Here is a 16,878-nt window from a genome sequence, read left to right on the forward strand (position 1 = left end):
CCGCCGCCTAGGGCGTGTTTCGAAAGTCCCGTCTGGCCGGGAACGCCTGGCACGCACTCCCCCGTAGCCCTTCGGGCACGGGAGGTGCCCCCACGCCGCGTTGTCGGTCGTCGGCGCAGCCCGCTGCGCTCTCCTCCCTCCGCCTTGCGATCGCACGCACCAGACGCCCCCGGCCCCGCCCTTCGGGCGGACGACGCTACTTTCGAAACACGCCCTAGAAGTTGCCGTAGTTGACCTGCCAGGTCGGCAGGCCCATGCGGCGCCAGAGGGCGACGACCCGGTCGCGGTCGTCGAGCGAGACCCGTACGGCGTACCGGTGACGGATGTGCGCGTCGAAGAGTTCGGCCTTGACGACGTCGTCGCCGCGGCCGTCGTCCCGGGCTCTCATCCACAGCTCGTCGTACGGCACTTCGTGGCGCGCGAGCCACTCCTCGGTGAGGGCGCGGTGGTCCTCGCCGCGCCCTGACAGCAGCACGATCGTGTCGTTCTCGGCGCTGCGGAAGGCGCGCAGCGCCCGGGCCACGGAGACGTTCAGCAGGTCGAGGTCACAGCGGGTGAAGTCGTACGGGCCACGGTCGCCGCGCAGCGCGAGCGTGCCGTCGATGTCGCAGAGCACGGCGGAGGGGAGCGCCGGGTCGGGGACGTACGGCGCCGCGGTGGGCCGCTCGCTCAGCCACTCGGCGGTCAGCCGCCAGCCGCCACGGGTGGCCTTGGTGTGCTTGTCCGCGAGGATGCGGATGATCTCCTCGCCGACGGACCGCTCGCGCGCGGCGTCGCGGCGTACGCACTCCTCGACCGGTACGTCGGTGAAGTCGTGCACCACGAAGCGGGCGTCGAGGCCGACGACGGCCGCCTTCAGCCGCTTGGGGATGTGCGGGGTCAGGTGGGTGTTGTCGACGACGACGTCGAATCCGCCCTCGACGGCCGAGCGGACCGCCGCGTCCTGGATGTCGAGGACGGTCCGCTCGTGCGCGTGCGAGCGGCCGCGCTCGGGGGACGGGACGTCCAGCATGGTGCGCAGGTCGTCGAGGTTGACCCGCCGCATCCGGCCCTCGGCCTCGGCCTGCAGCCGTCGGGCGGCCGTGGTCTTCCCCGAGGCGGGCAGCCCGGTCATGAGGTGTACGTCGGGCACGGGTCAGTTCTCCACATCGGTCGTGAACGGGTCTGATGCCTCGGGCCTGACGGCGCGCCAGACGAAGAGGTCGGTCGGCCGCCCGTCGAGGCGCAGGAACATGGCCGACCGGATGTCCGGGTCGACCGGCAGCGTCTTGACGGCCCGCGCGAAGGCGCCCCGGTCCGCGGCCAGGTGAGCGACGCACTTGTACGCCTCGTCGATGGCCGCTTCGCGGTCCGCGGCCTCGTCCTCCAGCCGGGCGATGACCCCCCGGACCCAGGCGTCGAACTCGTCCGGCACCTGCTCCAGGAGGGCGTCCAGCGGCCGGCCGCCCGCCGACTTGACGCCGCCGAGCTCGGCGACGGAGCATCCCAGGCCCTGCGCGAGGCGCTTGACGGACGTCCCCGCGAAGCGCTGGATGCCGTGGCTGCGCCAGATGTCCCGCTCGGTGACGCCGGTGAGCACCTTGTGGAGGCGTACGTACTCGCTCAGCTTGGCCTTCGCCCGCACGCCGGAGGCGTAGCGGAGCACGAACCCCTCCGCGTCCGTGCCGGTGGCCGCGTGCCCGCCGGGCAGGGTGTTCGACTCGGTCAGGGCGAGCAGTTCGTCGAGCGGCATGGCGGGCCAGGTCCGTACGACGGATCCGATCTCCGTCCAGTCGGCGGCGGCCTCGGCGAGCGGGATCTCGCCGCCGTCCGGTCCGAAGGCGGCGAGCAGCACCAGGTCCCGCCGGTCTCCGTAGTCGACGACGATACGATTCTGCGGGTAGAGGATCTCGGCCAGGTAGGTGACGCCGGGGGTCAGGGCACCGGTGTCCCGGCCGTCGAGCCGGCGCTGCGCCCAGGTGGCCTGCGCGCTGATGAAGGACCCCTTGGACGCGACCTGCCAGCGGCCCGCGTAGTGGAAGATCACCGCGAGGCTGCCGTCGACCTTGTCGTAGACCTCGAACGGCTCGTCGGGCAGTGCGGGCGCGTAGGGCTGACCGGCCTCGTGCTCACCGATGTTGAAGAACTTGGGCAGGGGAAGCGCGACGATCTCACCGGTCGCGTCGTCGGCGACGAGCCCTCGGCAGCGCGTGGTCACCTGGTTCCAGATCCGCTCGTACTGGCACGCCCGCGTGTACGTGTAGATGGACAGCGGCAGTTCGGGGTGTGCCTTGCGCGTGACGTGCCCGGCGTCGATGGCCGCGGCCAGATCCTGCGCGGGCAGCAGCTCCTGGAGAGTCAGGTGTGCCTGGCTCATGGGTTCCTCCTGGTCGGTGAGGGCCCATTCTCACCTGCGCAGACGCCGGCCCGACACTGCTTTTCCGCACCGCCGCGAGGAGGGGTGCCGGTCGGCCGGCGCCCCTCCTCGCGGGTGGTGCGAGCCGGGTCGGTCAGCCCGGGAACTTGACGTTGTCGTCGTCGGAGATCGGGTTGTTCATCACCCGCGTCGTGTGGCAGTACGAGACGGCGCCGTTGCTCACCTTGACCTTGCAGACCTCGAAGTAGGCGTAGTTGATCCATCCGCCGGGAGCGGCGTACGTCGTCCAGGAGGCGGTGTCCTGGCCCGTCGGGATGGTGCGCATCCGCCAGACGATCTTGCCGTTCTCGCCCCCCGTGATCAGCCGCGCCCCGATCGCGTAGCCGTCGGTCGCCTGGTCCCGCAGCGTGATCTTGACGGGGTCCAGCTTGTTCGGCCCGACCCGCCAGCCGATCTCGAAGCTTCCCGAGAACGAGAAGTCCGTCGCCTCGACCGAGTCTCCCGTGGTCGGGGTGGCGGCCGCGGCGGGCGTGGCGGCGAGCGGGACGAGCAGCGCGGCCATGGCCGTCGCGCAGGCAGCCAGAGTGTGCTTGAAACGCACGAATCCCCCAAAAGAATGACCAGAGTTGGTCGTAGGTGATCACTTTAACGGCAGGAGGAGGGTCAACCGATCGGATGACCCGGTGGTCCACCGGACGGTTCCCCGTGGAAACCCACTGGGCCGACCGCCGGCGGGCGCCGCCGGACGCACGATGGTGAGGAGAGCGGACCGACTGCCTCCGCCGACCGCAGGGGGCGACGTCCATGCTGCCGACAGCCGCGAGAAGGAGAACGTCCATGGATCCGAAGGACCGGCTGCTGCTCGCGGCCGCCCAGCGCGGGGACACCGCGGGGATCGGTGCCGCGCTCGGTGCGGGTGCCCACGTCGAGTGCCGTGACGCGGAGCGCCGAACTCCTTTGCTTCTGGCCGCTCGGGCGGACCGGGTGGACGCCGCCGCGCTGCTGGTCGAGGCGGGCGCCGATCCCGACGCCCGGGACAGCCGGGCGGACACGCCGTGGCTGGTCACGGGGGTGACGGGCAGCGTGCGGATGATGCGCGTGCTGCTCCGCGCGAACCCCGACCTGACGCTCACCAACCGCTTCGGCGGGACCTCGCTCATCCCCGCCGCGGAGTGCGGCCATGTCGCGTACGTACGGGCCGTACTGCGCGAGACCGACATGGACGTCGACCACGTCAACCGGCTCGGGTGGACTGCCCTCCTGGAGGCGGTCATCCTCGGCGACGGCGGCCGTCCCCACGAGGAGATCGTCGAGCTGCTGATCACCGCCGGGGCGAACCCGCTGCTCGCGGACCACGACGGAACGACTCCCCTGGAACACGCGCGGCGGCGCGGTTTCGCCGGCATCGCCGGCCTGCTCGACGCCGCGTCGGCACGCGCCGGACGGAAGGCCTCCCGATGAGGCGGGCCGGGCGCCCGAGCACGCGAGCGCGGCTCCACGCGCGCGTGGCCGCGTCGGCCGCCGCGGTCGCGGGCGTCCTCGTGGGATGCGCGCCGAGCGGCGGCGCCGACGCCCCCTCGGAAGGCACCTCCGCCCCCGCCTCGGCACCGGTCTCCGCCCCCACGGCCTCTTCCGGGGCCGGTCCCGCGCGGACCCCCGAAGGAACCCTCCTCGTCGCCGACTTCGGCTCCGACACCGTCACCTTCGTCGACCCCGGACGGGGCCCGCTCGGCTCCGTCGAGGTGGGGACCGCCCCGTACGGCCTGGCGGTCGGCGCCGACGGGCGCGCCTGGGTGGCCACCGCGGAGGGCGTCGCCGTCGTCGACACCCGCGCCCGCGAACGGCTCGCCCTCATCCCGTACGAGACCGACACCGGTCCCGTCACCACCGGCGAGTACCGGGGCGGCGGCATGGGGGTCGCCCTCTCCCCCGACGGCAGTCGGGTCTACGTCGGCGTCAACGTCCCCGGCGGGAACGGCACCCTGGAGGTCATCGACGCCGGGAGCCGCGAGGTGACCGCCGCGGTCCCCGTGGGCCGGCGCCCCTTCGACGTCGACGTGGCGCGGGACGGCTCCGAGGTGTACGCGACGAACCACGACTCCTTCGACGTGACGGTCGTCCGGGCGGACACGCTCGATCCTCGTCGTATCGAGGTGGCCCCGTACGGCACCGAGGGCGGTCTCGGCTCATGGCTCAAGCCGCACTACACGGCCGTACGGCCTTCGGACGGCAAGCTGCTGCTCCCCTTCGAAGGCGAACGGCTCGCGGTGGTCGACCCGCGGACCGGCCGCTCGGAGATCGCGCCGATGACCGCGAACACCCATCAGCACGGCGCCACGACCACCCCCGACGGAAGGCTGTTCGTCGTCGGGACGGGCCCGATCGACCCCGACGAGGACGGGGGCCCCTCACTGACGGTCCGGGCGCCCGACGGCTCCGAGCGGGTCTACCCGCTGGAGGGTCCGCACGAGGACGTCGCCGTGTCGCAGGACGGCCGTACCGCGTACGTCACGGGCGGCTTCACCCGTGACGGCTGGTGGGACGGCATCACGGTCGTCGACCTGCCGACCGGCGAGACACAGCGGCTCGCCGCGGGCGAACGACCGCTCGGCGTCGCGGTCCTGTAGACCCTGGGGACCGCGGGGCCCGGCCGGGCCCCGGCATCGCGGCATCCGTGCCCACCGCCGCCCGCTCGGCAGCGCGGCCCCGTGCCCCTCGGCATCGCGGGCCCATAGGCCCCTCGGTGCTGCCGGCCCGTAAGCGGGCCGTTCCGCTCCGATCGTGGTACACCACCCCCCGAAGACATCCCCGCCCGCTCATCGAGGAGTTCCCGCCGTGGCCCCGAACACTTCGCCCGTCGTCACCGTCTTCCGCGACGTCCGTCCCTGGGGCGGTCCGCAGGCCGACCTGATCGCCGTGGACGGCGTACTGGCCGAGGCGGACGCGGTCCCGGAGGGCGTCGACGTGGAGTACGTGGACGGGCGCGGCCGGCTGGCCCTGCCCACCCTCGTCGACGCGCACCTCCACCCGGACAAGACGACGTGGGGCGAGCCCTGGCACAGTCGGCGTCCGGCGCGCGGCATCGCCGCGTACGTCGAGGGCGACGTGGAGCTGTACCGCGCGCAGCGCACGCCCCTCGCCGAGCGGGCGCTGCGGCTGATGTCGCACGCCGCGGCACTGGGCACGCGGGCGATGCGGGCGCATGCCGACGTCGCCCCTGCGTACGGCCTCGAAGGCGTCGAGGCACTGGCCGCCGCGCGGGAGAAGCTGCGCGGTGTCGTGGACGTCGAGGCGGTCGCCTTCCCCCAGCACGGGGTGGGGCGTACGCCGGGCGTGGCCGAGCTCCTGGAGGAGGCGGCGGCCGGCGGACTCGTGTCGCACATCGGGGGCATCGACCCGGCCGGCTTCGATCTCGACGGCGCTGGACGCGACGGCGGTCAGCTCGACACCGTCTTCGGCATCGCGGAGCGCCACGGCCTGGGCCTCGACATCCACCTCCACGACACCGGCGAGCAGGGGCTCGCGCCCCTGCGGGACATCGCCGCCCGCACCAGGGCGCTGGGCCTGCGGGGCAGGGTCAACGTGGGGCACGCGTTCGCGGTGGCCGAACTTTCCGGCCGCGAGCTGGACGAGATCGCGGACGTCCTCGCGGACGCCGGGGTCTCGCTGACCACGGTCGCCCTGTCGGTGAAGACCGTGCTCCCCTTCCGGCGCCTCGCCGAGCGCGGGGTCCGGGTCGGTCTCGGTTCGGACGGCGTACGGGACAACTGGAGCCCGTTCGGCAACGCGGACATGCTGCACCGCGCCTGGCTGGCGGGCTGGGCGCTGGACGTCCGGCTGGACGAGGAGCTGGAGGCCTGCTTCCGGCTTGCCTCGGACAGCGGCGCGGATCTCCTCGGTCTTCCGCGCGCCGACCTCCAGGCCGGCTCCCCGGCCGACTTCATGCTGGTGGAGGGCGAGTGCGTGGCCCAGGTCGTGGTCGACCAGCCGCGCCGGGACCTGGTGGTGCGCGCGGGGCGCGTGGTGGCGAGGGACGGGCAGCTGCTCTGACGTGGCGGCCTCCGTCCGGACGCCGGGAACTGGATCTTGCGTGACGGCGTCCCTCCCCCGAAGGGGGTCATGTGGAGGGGACACGTAGAAGGCGCGGGCTGTTCACGGCGGTCGCCGTCGCCGTCGGCGGCGGACTGCTTCTGGCGCACCCGTGGGTGCCCGGGCTGCCCGGCCATGTGATGAGTCTGGTGGAGACCTTCCTGCCCTGGCTCGGTCTCGCCGTGCCCGTCGGTCTGATCGTCGCCGCCGTGCGCCGCTCGGTCGTCGCGGCGCTGGTGTGCGTGGTCGTCGGCGCCGTCTGGCTGGGGGTCTTCCGGGAGGCGCTGGGGTCGCCCGAGACCTCCCGGGCGTACGACCTGACGGTCGTCCAGCACAACGTGAGCGACGAGAACACCAGCCCGTCCCGCGTCGCGCGGATCCTTCTCGGTCCCGACCCCGATGTCGTCGCCCTCCAGGAGCTGACGCCTACGAGCCTGCCCGCGTTCCGTGTCGTTCTCGCACCCACGCATCCGCATCACGCGACGGTGGGGACGGTGGGGCTGTGGTCGAAGTACCCGCTGACGGACGTCGAGCGCGTCGACCTCAAGCCGGCGGAGGTGGCCCCCGGCTGGGAGCGGGGCATGCGGGCTGTCGTACGGAGCCCGCACGGGCCGGTGACGACGTACGTGGCGCATCTGCCGTCGGTCAGGATCCGGGCCACTCAGGGCTACGCGACCGCGTGGCGCGACGAGAGCGCCGTCCGGCTCGGCCGGGCGTTGGCGGCCGACAGGTCCGCCGCGGTGCTGGTCCTCGGTGATCTCAACGGCACGGTCGACGACCGGGGCCTGGATCCCGTCCTCTCCCAGGTGCGGGGCGACCGCTCCGCGTTCGCCTTCAGCTGGCCCGCGAGCCTGCCCCTCGCCCGGATCGACCACGTCCTGGCGCGCGGGGATGCCGAGGTCGGCGGCACGTGGACGCTGCCCGGCACGGGCAGCGACCACCTTCCCGTGGCCGCGCGCGTACGGCGTTGAGGGCGGGCCCCGGAGTCCCGGCCCGCCCCGCGTCATCCGGTCGGTCGCCCAGGGTTGCCCCGTCCGCCCGGCGCCGAGGCGGCTGGTCGGATGGCGTGGGCCCCGGACCGCGGCACCACGCCGCGCGGAGACGGCCGATGCCGGAGGGCGGGCCGTCAGGCAACCGGCCCAGCTCCACGAGCGCCCGGGGCAAAGGCCTGGTGAGCTGTACTGGGAGATCTCCGGTGCCCTCACATCCGAACTCCCGGAGCGTATGGAGGAGGATTCCGTGCCGGACTCAACGACGTCGTACGCCGACCTGCGCGCCCTGGTGATCAACTGCACCCTGAAACGTTCCCCAGAGCGCAGCCATACACAGGGGCTGATCGACATCAGCACCGGAATCATGGAGCGCCAGGGCGTGCAGGTCGAGGTGCTCAGGGCGGTGGACATCGACATCGCGACCGGTGTGTGGCCCGACATGACGGAGCACGGGTGGGAGACGGACGAGTGGCCCGTCATCTACTCGAAGGTAATGGCCGCGGACATCCTGACCCTGACGGGGCCTGTGTGGCTGGGAGACAACTCCTCAGTCATGAAGAAGGTGATCGAGCGTCTGTACGCCTGCTCGTCGATCCTCAACGAGCGCGGCCAGTACGCCTACTACGGTCGTGTGGGCGGCTGCCTGATCACCGGCAACGAGGACGGCGCCAAGCACTGCGCGATGAACGTCCTCTACAGCCTCCAGCACCTCGGATACGTCATTCCGCCGCAGGCGGACGCGGGCTGGGTCGGCGAGGCCGGCCCGGGCCCGTCGTACCTCGACCCCGGCTCCGGCGGGCCGGACAACGACTTCACGAACCGCAACGCGACCTTCATGACCTGGAACCAGCTCCACCTGGCGAGGATGCTGAAGGACACGGGCGGCATCCCCGCCCACGGAAACCAGCGCTCCGAGTGGGACGCCGGCTGCCGGTTCGACTTCGAGAACCCCGAGCACCGTTGAGTGCGGGCCGGAACGGTCGGAGATCCGGTGGAAGTCAGCTCCGGACCTAGCAGGTCCATCGCGACCTTGGAGACGTCGATGATCGTGCGTCCGGAGCGGTCCTGAGGTACGTCCCGCAGGGCGCGATAGAGGCAGGAGACGGTCGCAATGTCGAATTCGCCCACGGCACGCAGAACGAAGTCCTTGGAGCTGCCGGTGTGCTCCAGGGTGACGCGGGCTGTGCCCGTCGGGTCGATGAAGTACTTGCGATCGATGACAGGCGGTGTACTACGCCTCCCGCGGTCGAACAGCCTTGTAGACATGGCGCGCCTCCACGCGAGCCAGCGCCGGCGACGAGACGAGCCCCCCTTCAAGCCCTAGGGAGACGTGAGGGCGTCGAGCTGGGCAGCGAGGCCGGGATGGGTGGCGGTCAGGTGGGGACGCGTGGCGGCCAGCGGCTCGAGGAGGGTGGCGGGATTGTCATGGGCGAGTGCCGCGTGGAGTTCGTCGAGCGGGCCGCGGGCCGCGGCGGGCAGGTCCGTGAGGGCGGTGATCTGTCCGGCCAGGCGGCGCAGGTCGGCGGCGTTGTGGCGGGCCCGGGTTGCGGTGGTGCGTTCGGCAGCGCGGGCCTGCCGGGTGGCCTGGACACGTTGTTCGCCGGTGGTTCCGGCGGCGCCGGGCCGGCCGCGCAGGTAGCGGCGTTCGGCAGCCTGGCGGCTGGCGACACCGAGGGGGTCGGCGAGGTCCGCCCAGCTGGCTCCTGCGTCGCGGGCGGTCTCGATCAGGCCGGTCTCCCATGCGGCGAGCTGCTCGCGCACCTGCCGCAGCAGCATGAGGGAGGCCAGGGCCTGCTCCGGACCCGGCGCGTTGTCCGCCACGTCGGGGGCCTCGCGCCGGGCGGCGAGCAGGGCGTCGTCTATGGCGTGCAGGGCCGCTGCTGCGGCGAGGAACGACGCGGGGCTGTGGGCATCGCTACTGGTCCTGGGCGGCTGGCCGGCTGCGGACACGGGCACCTTCCTCGTTCCGTCGTCATAGAGACGACATCTTGTTTGTCATCCATTGGATGACATGCTACAACGGTTTCAGTGAAGCGCATTGGCAGCAACTGCCTGAACCTGCTGGAGGTGTTTTCACGATGTTGATGCGCACTGACCCGTTCCGTGAGCTGGACCGCCTGGCGCAGCAGCTGATGGGCCCGGGCACCTGGTCCCGCCCGTCCCCGATGCCGATGGACGCCTACCGCGAGGGTGACGAGTACGTGGTGGCTTTCGATCTTCCGGGCGTCACCGCGGACGCGATCGACATCGACGTCGAGCGGAACATGCTCACGGTCAAGGCCGAGCGTCGGCCGGTGGCGAAGGCCGACGACGTCCAGATGGAGCTGTCCGAGCGGCCGCTGGGTGCCTTCTCCCGCCAGATCGTGCTCGCCGACACCCTCGACACCGAGCGCATCCAGGCCGACTACGACGCGGGCGTGCTCACCTTGCGCATCCCGATCGCCGAGCGCGCCAAGCCGCGCAAGATCTCCATCGGTGTCGGGTCCGGCCGCAAGGAGATCTCCGGCTGACGCCGGCCGGACGGGTGCGGAGGGCGAGTATCCGACCTCCCCCTCATCCCGCTCTCCGCACCCCTGCGAGAAGTCCAATAGACAAGGGGCGGTGGCGACATGACTGTGCGACACGAAGCGTTCCTCGGCCACGTGAAGGAACGCGGCGAGTACGACACGCCGGAGGAAGCCGAGCGCGCGGCCCGCGTGGTGCTCGCCCTCCTCGGCGCGCACCTGGTCGGCAATGTCCGCGCCCAGCTGGCCGCCCGCCTGCCCGAGGCGTTCGCCCTGATCCTGCTCAACCCGCTGCAGAGCGCCGAGCCGCTGCCCCCGGAACGGTTCGTCCGCGCAACCGCGGCATGGATCGAAGGCGCCACCGAGCAGACCGCGGCCTGGGACGTCAGCGCCGTGCTGTCCACCGTCGCCGACGCCGCCGACGAGGACCTGCTGGGGCAGATCCTGCTCCAGCTCCCCGTCGGGTACGACCTGCTCTTCGGCCGACCCCAGCCCACTTGACCACCCCCGCGGGCCGGTGCCCCGAACACCGGCCACGAACAAGAAAGGCAACCACCTCCGTGATCTCCAACCGGCATGCATCGCCCCAGCAGCCGTACGGGACGGCATACGAGCAGATGTTGGAGAAGGTCCGCTACGAAGGCGCCTACCCCACCCGGGAGAGAGCCGACGAAGCCGTCCGCCTGGTTCTTGCCGGGCTGGGGCGCCAGCTGACCGGCGACGAACGCGTCGACCTGGCCGCCTGCCTGCCCTTGGAAGCCGCCCGCGTGCTGACCGCGCAGATCCCCGCTACCGAGCCGCTCACCGGCTGGTCCTTCGTCAAGGACCTCGCCGCCCGCACCGACGCCTCTCTGGCCACCACCCGCTGGGACACCGGCTCCGTCTTCTCCGCCGTCACCGCCTACGCGAGCCGCGACCTGATCACCCGCATCCTCCACCAGCTCCCCACCGGCTACGCCCTGCTGTTCGGCCGCGCCGAACTCGCCCCGGCCGCGTAGACGGCGACGTGCCGCCCCGAAGACGCGCCCGCCGCGTGATCCATCCTCCAAGGACCCCTGCCCCCTGGGTTCCGGCTTTGCCAGCAGATGAGTCGGAGTTGTCTTGATTCAGGCCAACTTCCGTACGGATCTAGCCTGGTGGCGGGAGGAGTGCGTGGTTAGCCTCAGGAGGCTCTGGGCACCACCCATCTTTCGGAGGGCACGTGAGGATCACCCTGGACGCCGGCGGGCCGGTCGAGACGGACGATCTGCGGGAGTGGCTGCGGCGGGATCCGCAGCTGCGGAGTCGCGTGGGGGCGCCGGTTTCCGCAGTTCCGGAGCCTGGGAGCATGAGCGGTGGAGTTACGGAGATCGTGCCGTTGCTGCTTGCGCCGGGCGGGCTGACTGCAGCCGTCGCCGCGGCGGTGGTCGCCTGGCTCCAGAGCCGCAAGGTCAACCAGATCGTGACCATCACCCGGCCTGACGGCACCCAGGTCACGGTCACGTCGGAGAGGATCGACGGTCGGGCCGCGCAGAGTGCCGGGGACTTGGCGCAGCAGGTCGCCGAAGCACTCGACCGGACGTCGCCTCAGCAAGGGCAGCAACCGCAACCCGCCAGGGCCGAGGGCACGGAGAGCGCCTGACGATGCCGGGCGAGCGGGGAGACCTGGCGGCGGCGAACTGCCATGCCGTCGTCGTCGGGACCGGCCGGTACGGCGCCGAGGGGGCTGCGGGGCTCGCGGACCTGCCCAGCGCGGCGCGCTCCGCACACGACATCGCGGACGTGCTGCGCCAGCGGTGCGGCATGGAGGGCCGGGTCACCGAGGTCATCGACCCCGAGGGGCCGACGGAGGTGCTGGCCGCCGTACAGGCCGCGATCGATGCCTCCGAAGCCGGCGTGGTGCTCTTCTTCTTCGTCGGGCACGGACTGCTCGGCCCGGGCAGGCAGTTGTACCTCGCCACCTCGGGCACCGCGTCACCGGGCGACACCGTCCACGCCGTGCCCTACGACCAGATCAGCAAACGACTCGGGGACGCGACGGCCAGCCCGGTCGTCGTCCTTGACTGCTGCTTTTCGGGGCTCGCGGACGCCGCGCCCCAGGACTCGTACCGCGAACTGCTCACCTCCGCCCGCCCCGAGGGCAGCTTCCTGCTCACCTCCGCCACGCACTACGCGGCGTCGTTCGCCCCCGAGGGAGCGCGGCACACGCTCTTCAGCGGTGAGCTGCTGCGGCTGCTGACCGAGGGCGATGCCGGCGGACCGGCCTGGTTCACGCTTCTCGACCTGTACCGCAGCCTCGACCAGCGGTTCCAGGGCGGTCCCGCGCGCCCCCATTCGGACGGCGTGGGGCGGGCCGCCGACCTGCGCGTGGCCCGCAATCCGGGACGGGTGGTGGGCGCGGAGACGGAAGCGGTCGAACCGCAGAGCGAGGGGCCATGCCCGTATCCCGGCATGCGGCCGTTCCTCCCCGAGCAGCACCATCTGTTCTTCGGGCGAGAGGAACTGACCCGGTCGCTGGTGGAACGGGTGAGGAGCAAGGAGTCCGCAGGGCCTGTCGTCCTCGTCGGGCCTTCTGGGGCCGGCAAGTCCTCGCTGCTCAGAGCGGGGCTCGTGGCGGCCCTGGCGACCGAGCGGGTGCTTCTCGTCCCCGGCGCGGGGCCGCGCCCGTTCCACACGCTCGCCGAGATGTGGGCGGCGGCCGTCGGCAGGCCGTTCGCCGAGGTGGAACGCGAGCTGGGCGCGGGGCGCTTCGGGACGGACGACGGGCCCGACGTCGTGGTCGTCGACCAGCTGGAGGAAATCTTCACCCAGTGCCAGGACGTGGAGGAGCGCGAGCTCTTCATCCGGGCGATCTCCGGCCCGCCGGACGGCAACGCCCCCCGGATCGTCCTCGGGCTGCGCGCCGACTTCTACGGACAGTGCCTGAACGACGCGCGCCTCGCCCGCATCGTACGGAAGGGGCAGTTCACCGTCGCCGCCATGTCCGACGACGAGCTGCGCGCCGCCGTCGAACGGCCCGCCGAGCACGCCGGCCTGAGCCTGGAGGAAGGGCTCGCTGACCACGTCCTGCGCGAACTGCGCCAGGAGCGCGCTGTCGAGGGCGACGCCGTGGCGCTGCCGTTCCTGGCGCACGCCCTGCGGCAGACCTGGGCACGCCGCCACGGCGACCTGCTGACCTACGCCGGATACCAGGCATCCGGCGGGATACGCACCTCTGTGGCGCGCACGGCCGACGAGCTGTACGACTCACTGGATTCGGCCGGGCAACGCACGCTGCGTGAACTGATGCTGCGCATGGTGCTGCTGGTGGACGACGGCGGCCGTGCGGTACGTCGCCGGGTGCCGTCGCAGGACCTCGCCGGCGTCACCGGCCTGGTCGACCGGTTGGCGGCAGACCGGCTGGTCATCGTCGACGAGGGCGAGGCGCAGCTCTGCCACGACTCGCTGCTGTACGCCTGGCCGCGGCTGCGGGACTGGATCCTCGAGGACCGGTCCGGGCTGCTGGAGCGCCGGAGGCTGGGTGCGGCGGCTGAGGGCTGGCACGAAGCGGGCCGTCCCGACAGCGGCCTGTACGGCGGCGACCAGCTCGCGTCGGCGCGGGCCCGGCTCGGGCGGGGCGGTGGCACGCTGCCGGTCCGGCCGGTGGAGCAGGACTTCCTCCAGGCGTCCGACCGGGCGCAGCGCCGCAGCCGGGCCGTCCGCCGGGCGGCGGTCGCGGTGGTCGTGGTGCTGGCCGTGCTGGCGAGCGTGCTGGCGGTGGTGGCGCGGGGTGCGCAGCGGGACGCCGAGAACCGGGCGACTGTGCTCATGGCCGATCAGTTGGCCTCACAGGCCGACACCATGCGTCGGCGGGACCCGCAGACGGCGCTCCGGCTGAGCCTGGCCGCGTACCGGCTGGCGGACACGCCCGCGAGCCGTTCGAGCCTCTACTCGTCCTATCTGACCCTGACACCGGTCGAGTTGTCCGCGGACGAGCGGGAGCCCGTGCTCTTCGTCGCTTTCAGCAGTGACGGGAAGCTGCTGGCGACCAGCCAGCGGGGTGGACGGGTGGCGCTGTGGGACGTCTCCAGGGCGAGCACCCCCCGCAAGGCGACGTCCCTGGAGCTCACGAGCAGCGCGGCCATCGCATTCCATCCTCGACAGCGGTTGCTGGCCGCGCAGACCGCGACGGAACTCGTCCTGTGGGACGTGGCCGACCCGGCGAAGCCGAGACGCCTGGCCCGCCGCGCGATCGCCGGTGGCGCGACCTTCACGGCGGCGTTCAGCCCGGACGGCCGCACGCTCGCCACCGGGAGCGCGGCGGGGAGGTTGCGGCTGTGGGACGTCTCCGAGCCGTCGGAGCCACGGCTGCGCGCGGAACACAAGACCGCGCGGGGGGACCTCGTCGCGTTGTCGTTCAACCGTGAGGGGCTGCTGGCGACAGGCAACGATGCCAGGGCGGAGAACGAGAAGGCGACGGTCCAGCTGTGGGATGTCGGAGATCCGTCCCGACCGCGCCTTCTGGACACGGCCAACCCGAAGACCGTCATGGCAATCTCCTTCCACCCCCGGCGCGACCTTCTACTGGCGGCGGGCGCAGAGGCGGAGACGGCCTGGTGGACGGTGGAAGCAGGCAGCCGCCTCGTGGCCGTGCCCCCGGGAGAGGAGTTGACCAGGTGGCCCTTCGGATACAAGGACATCAAGTCGATGAGCTTCCACCCGGACGGTGTCATGGTGGCCGCCGCCGACTCCGACAGCCTCGAAGGCGTCCGCATCCGTGTGGTGCCGGCCAAGGGGAACCTCTACGACGAGAACACCGGCGCCGGAGCCCTGCCGGGGGCCGAACCCGTCCAGAGTGTGGCGTACAGCCCGGACGGCCGTCACCTGGCCGTGGGCGATGTCGGGGGAAGAATCCGTATCTGGCCGGCCACGAAACCGGCCGAGGCGGTCGACGGAGAAGTGCACGACTACGAAACCGACACGGATCCCGTCAGCCCCGACGGCCGGTTCCTGCTCACCCAGGTCACGAACCCTGACAGATCCGTTGTTTGGGACCTGGCTACGGCGAGCACCGCGAAGGGCGCCGAACCGCGCAGACGATTCACGCTTCCCCACCCATGGTCCTCCAGGGCGTTCCTGCCCGGCAGGGACCGACCGATCGTGCTGGCGCACCGCTTCGGCGACGCAGGCAAGAACGTCTACCGCTTCTGGACGTTCGACGACGACCACGGGCAGCCCGAGGAAGCGGGCGAGATCACCTACACCACGGCACAAGGCATGACGACTGCCGTGTCGTCCGACGGCAATCTACTCGTGCTCAGTTCGTCCGACCATGCCACGGCGCAGGTGTGGGATGTCCGGGACCTGCGGCGGCCGGTGAAACTGTCGGACATTCCCGTTCTCGCGGACGTGCGCAACCGTGACACCTGGTTCATGGGCGACAGGGCTCTGGTCACGGCGGACAACAGAACCGGGGATCCCGACGAGTACGACCTGACGGTGTGGGACCTCAGTGACCCGCGCCGCCCCCGCGAGTCGGAAGGGCGGATCACGCTCGGCCGCGGCTCCACCGACGTCGCGTACCTGCCGGAGAGCGAATTGGTCGTTGTCCAGGAGGCGACGGAAACGGCGAAACTCTGGGACGTCAGCGACCCGACCCACCCCCGGGAAGGGGGCCGGCTCCCTGCCGCGCCCTACAGGCATTGGTCGGCCGGGCAGGACCGGCTGGTCACCGCCCTGAAGGACGGGAAACTGCAGTTCTGGGACGTGAGCGATGCGAAGGACCCGAAGGAGACCAAGGCTATGCGCTTCGACCTGGAGATAGAGGAGTTGCAGTTCAGCCCAGCGGGCGACCAGGCAGTGACGATCAGTGCCGGCGATCAGCCCTACCGGATATGGGACATAGGGCCGGACGGCGAATGGCGTACCCCGGAGGCGGTCACCCTCGACGCCGGGACCCAGGTCACGATGCCCGCCTCGCTCCACGGAACCATGCTGGTACAGGGAGGCGGGCCGAGGGACGGCGGAACCATGGAGCCCAAGTACACCTTCCTCCTCGACCGCGACACCGACGCGATCCACGAGCGCCTCTGCGCCAGGTACCCGCTCAGTGTCGAGGAGGACCAGTGGAGCGCACTGTTCCCTCACCTCCCACACCAGCGCTCCTGCGCCTGACGGCGCTCCTTGGGGCCTCTGCTCCGCCACGGGTGAGCGCTGCTCTCGTGCCTCGTCATCGGCCGGACCGCGCACGGTCCGAACGCGCCTGGCGACGGACCCTCCCCCACGTCCCGTGGCTCCACCCGAACGTCCGTCCACCACCCCGGTCGCCGACTCGGCGGCCCGACCGGTCGACCCGCGCATCGCGTTCTCCCGCAACCGTTGGCCCAACTCCCCTAAGGGATAACGCCCATGGCCGTGAAGACCATCTGACCGATCCACCACTCCTGGGACCACCGTGCCGATCGTGATCCGTCCCATCGGCCAGCCGACCGCCGTGCGGGTTCGCCGAGTGGCTATCCACGCAGGTGTGCAGCGGCTGCCGGCGGGCACCCAAAGAGAAGAACGAGAAGGGCAAGGCCGCCTGGGTGAAGGCCAGGCATGCCGAAGAGCAGGCCGAGTCCGAAGCCTGGTCGCAGCCCCTACCTCCAGACTGGCCAGCCCTCCGCAAGGGCGCGGACGGCCGGCATCGGTCCCATCCTCGACACACCCCGGGCGCTGGGGCTTGACGCCAGCCGCGCGGCGCAGTGCCATGTATATGGATGGAGGGGGCGGAATGGGCGACGAGGACAGCGACACCGAGGGCCAGGGCAACGGTCCGTCACGGCGGACGAGTCTCACAGATTTCCCAGGCACTGTCTGGACCGTGCTGCTCGCGCTGCTCGTGCTGGGGCTGTTCCTGTACGGCCTCACACGGGGCGAAGGTGGCGGAGGGCACCCCGACGGGTACACCGGTTGGCATTAGGCGGAAGAGGGCGGGCCG

At 71.7% G+C, this 16,878-nt stretch carries 14 protein-coding genes; 10 read left to right on the plus strand and 4 right to left on the minus strand.

Annotation, left to right across the window (positions count from 1 at the left end; translation table 11 throughout):
* Positions 1 to 214 precede the first annotated feature (214 nt).
* The 3 genes from M5362_RS31190 to M5362_RS31200 form a co-directional block, all read right to left on the minus strand.
* On the minus strand, positions 215 to 1,132 hold the full coding sequence (locus M5362_RS31190; protein WP_260231213.1) for an AAA family ATPase: 918 nt from the start codon (positions 1,130 to 1,132) through the stop codon (positions 215 to 217).
* A gap of 3 nt (positions 1,133 to 1,135) precedes the next feature.
* The gene (locus M5362_RS31195; RefSeq protein ID WP_260231214.1) at positions 1,136 to 2,356 is read right to left on the minus strand and encodes a T4 RnlA family RNA ligase; all 1,221 of its coding nucleotides are present in this window, start codon (positions 2,354 to 2,356) and stop codon (positions 1,136 to 1,138) included.
* Positions 2,357 to 2,489: 133 nt separating this feature from the next.
* Entirely contained in the window at positions 2,490 to 2,957 is a 468-nt protein-coding gene (locus M5362_RS31200) for a hypothetical protein (RefSeq protein WP_260231215.1), read from the minus strand.
* A gap of 236 nt (positions 2,958 to 3,193) precedes the next feature.
* Here M5362_RS31200 and M5362_RS31205 point away from each other — a divergent pair, with 236 nt between their 5' ends.
* The 5 genes from M5362_RS31205 (at position 3,194) to M5362_RS31225 (ending at position 8,401) form a co-directional block, all read left to right on the plus strand.
* Positions 3,194 to 3,817 (plus strand): ankyrin repeat domain-containing protein, encoded by a 624-nt coding sequence (locus tag M5362_RS31205; protein ID WP_260231216.1) that lies wholly within the window; start codon positions 3,194 to 3,196, stop codon positions 3,815 to 3,817.
* On the plus strand, positions 3,814 to 4,983 hold the full coding sequence (locus M5362_RS31210; protein ID WP_261366717.1) for a YncE family protein: 1,170 nt from the start codon (positions 3,814 to 3,816) through the stop codon (positions 4,981 to 4,983). The genes M5362_RS31205 and M5362_RS31210 overlap by 4 nt, the downstream gene beginning before the upstream one ends.
* Before the next feature lie 208 nt (positions 4,984 to 5,191).
* A complete protein-coding gene (locus M5362_RS31215) occupies positions 5,192 to 6,406 on the plus strand; it encodes an amidohydrolase (RefSeq protein WP_260231219.1) in 1,215 nt (404 codons plus the stop codon).
* Between the two features lie 71 nt (positions 6,407 to 6,477).
* Entirely contained in the window at positions 6,478 to 7,416 is a 939-nt protein-coding gene (locus tag M5362_RS31220; protein WP_260231221.1) for an endonuclease/exonuclease/phosphatase family protein, read from the plus strand.
* 253 nt (positions 7,417 to 7,669) lie between these two features.
* Entirely contained in the window at positions 7,670 to 8,401 is a 732-nt protein-coding gene (locus tag M5362_RS31225; protein WP_260231222.1) for a flavodoxin family protein, read from the plus strand.
* Between the two features lie 356 nt (positions 8,402 to 8,757).
* On the opposite strand, the gene M5362_RS31230 is transcribed toward M5362_RS31225, so the two are convergent.
* On the minus strand, positions 8,758 to 9,387 hold the full coding sequence (locus M5362_RS31230; RefSeq protein WP_260231223.1) for a type III effector protein: 630 nt from the start codon (positions 9,385 to 9,387) through the stop codon (positions 8,758 to 8,760).
* 128 nt (positions 9,388 to 9,515) lie between these two features.
* On the opposite strand from M5362_RS31230, the gene M5362_RS31235 reads away from it, so the two are divergent.
* From M5362_RS31235 to M5362_RS31255, 5 genes are all read left to right on the plus strand, one after another.
* On the plus strand, positions 9,516 to 9,947 hold the full coding sequence (locus M5362_RS31235) for an Hsp20/alpha crystallin family protein (RefSeq protein WP_260231225.1): 432 nt from the start codon (positions 9,516 to 9,518) through the stop codon (positions 9,945 to 9,947).
* A gap of 99 nt (positions 9,948 to 10,046) precedes the next feature.
* Positions 10,047 to 10,442, plus strand: a complete 396-nt coding sequence (locus tag M5362_RS31240; protein WP_260231226.1) for a DUF2267 domain-containing protein — start codon at positions 10,047 to 10,049, stop codon at positions 10,440 to 10,442.
* A 116-nt stretch (positions 10,443 to 10,558) separates the two neighbouring features.
* Entirely contained in the window at positions 10,559 to 10,939 is a 381-nt protein-coding gene (locus M5362_RS31245; RefSeq protein ID WP_261366729.1) for a DUF2267 domain-containing protein, read from the plus strand.
* 203 nt (positions 10,940 to 11,142) lie between these two features.
* Positions 11,143 to 11,562, plus strand: a complete 420-nt coding sequence (locus M5362_RS31250; RefSeq protein WP_260231228.1) for a hypothetical protein — start codon at positions 11,143 to 11,145, stop codon at positions 11,560 to 11,562.
* Positions 11,563 to 11,564: 2 nt separating this feature from the next.
* The gene (locus M5362_RS31255; RefSeq protein ID WP_260231229.1) at positions 11,565 to 16,073 is read left to right on the plus strand and encodes a caspase family protein; all 4,509 of its coding nucleotides are present in this window, start codon (positions 11,565 to 11,567) and stop codon (positions 16,071 to 16,073) included.
* Positions 16,074 to 16,878 lie beyond the last annotated feature (805 nt).

Origin of the sequence: Streptomyces sp. Je 1-79 (assembly GCF_025195125.1) — a bacterium.
Classification (GTDB): domain Bacteria; phylum Actinomycetota; class Actinomycetes; order Streptomycetales; family Streptomycetaceae; genus Streptomyces.

Excerpts from the sequence above, each read along its gene's own strand:
- M5362_RS31195 (WP_260231214.1), bottom strand. The coding sequence starts at position 2,356 with ATGAGCCAGGCACACCTGACTCTCCAGGAGCTGCTGCCCGCGCAGGAT.
- M5362_RS31205 (WP_260231216.1), top strand. The coding sequence starts at position 3,194 with ATGGATCCGAAGGACCGGCTGCTGCTCGCGGCCGCCCAGCGCGGGGAC.
- M5362_RS31210 (WP_261366717.1), top strand. The coding sequence starts at position 3,814 with ATGAGGCGGGCCGGGCGCCCGAGCACGCGAGCGCGGCTCCACGCGCGC.
- M5362_RS31225 (WP_260231222.1), top strand. The coding sequence starts at position 7,670 with ATGGAGGAGGATTCCGTGCCGGACTCAACGACGTCGTACGCCGACCTG.
- M5362_RS31235 (WP_260231225.1), top strand. The coding sequence starts at position 9,516 with ATGTTGATGCGCACTGACCCGTTCCGTGAGCTGGACCGCCTGGCGCAG.
- M5362_RS31240 (WP_260231226.1), top strand. The coding sequence starts at position 10,047 with ATGACTGTGCGACACGAAGCGTTCCTCGGCCACGTGAAGGAACGCGGC.
- M5362_RS31245 (WP_261366729.1), top strand. The coding sequence starts at position 10,559 with ATGTTGGAGAAGGTCCGCTACGAAGGCGCCTACCCCACCCGGGAGAGA.
- M5362_RS31255 (WP_260231229.1), top strand. The coding sequence starts at position 11,565 with ATGCCGGGCGAGCGGGGAGACCTGGCGGCGGCGAACTGCCATGCCGTC.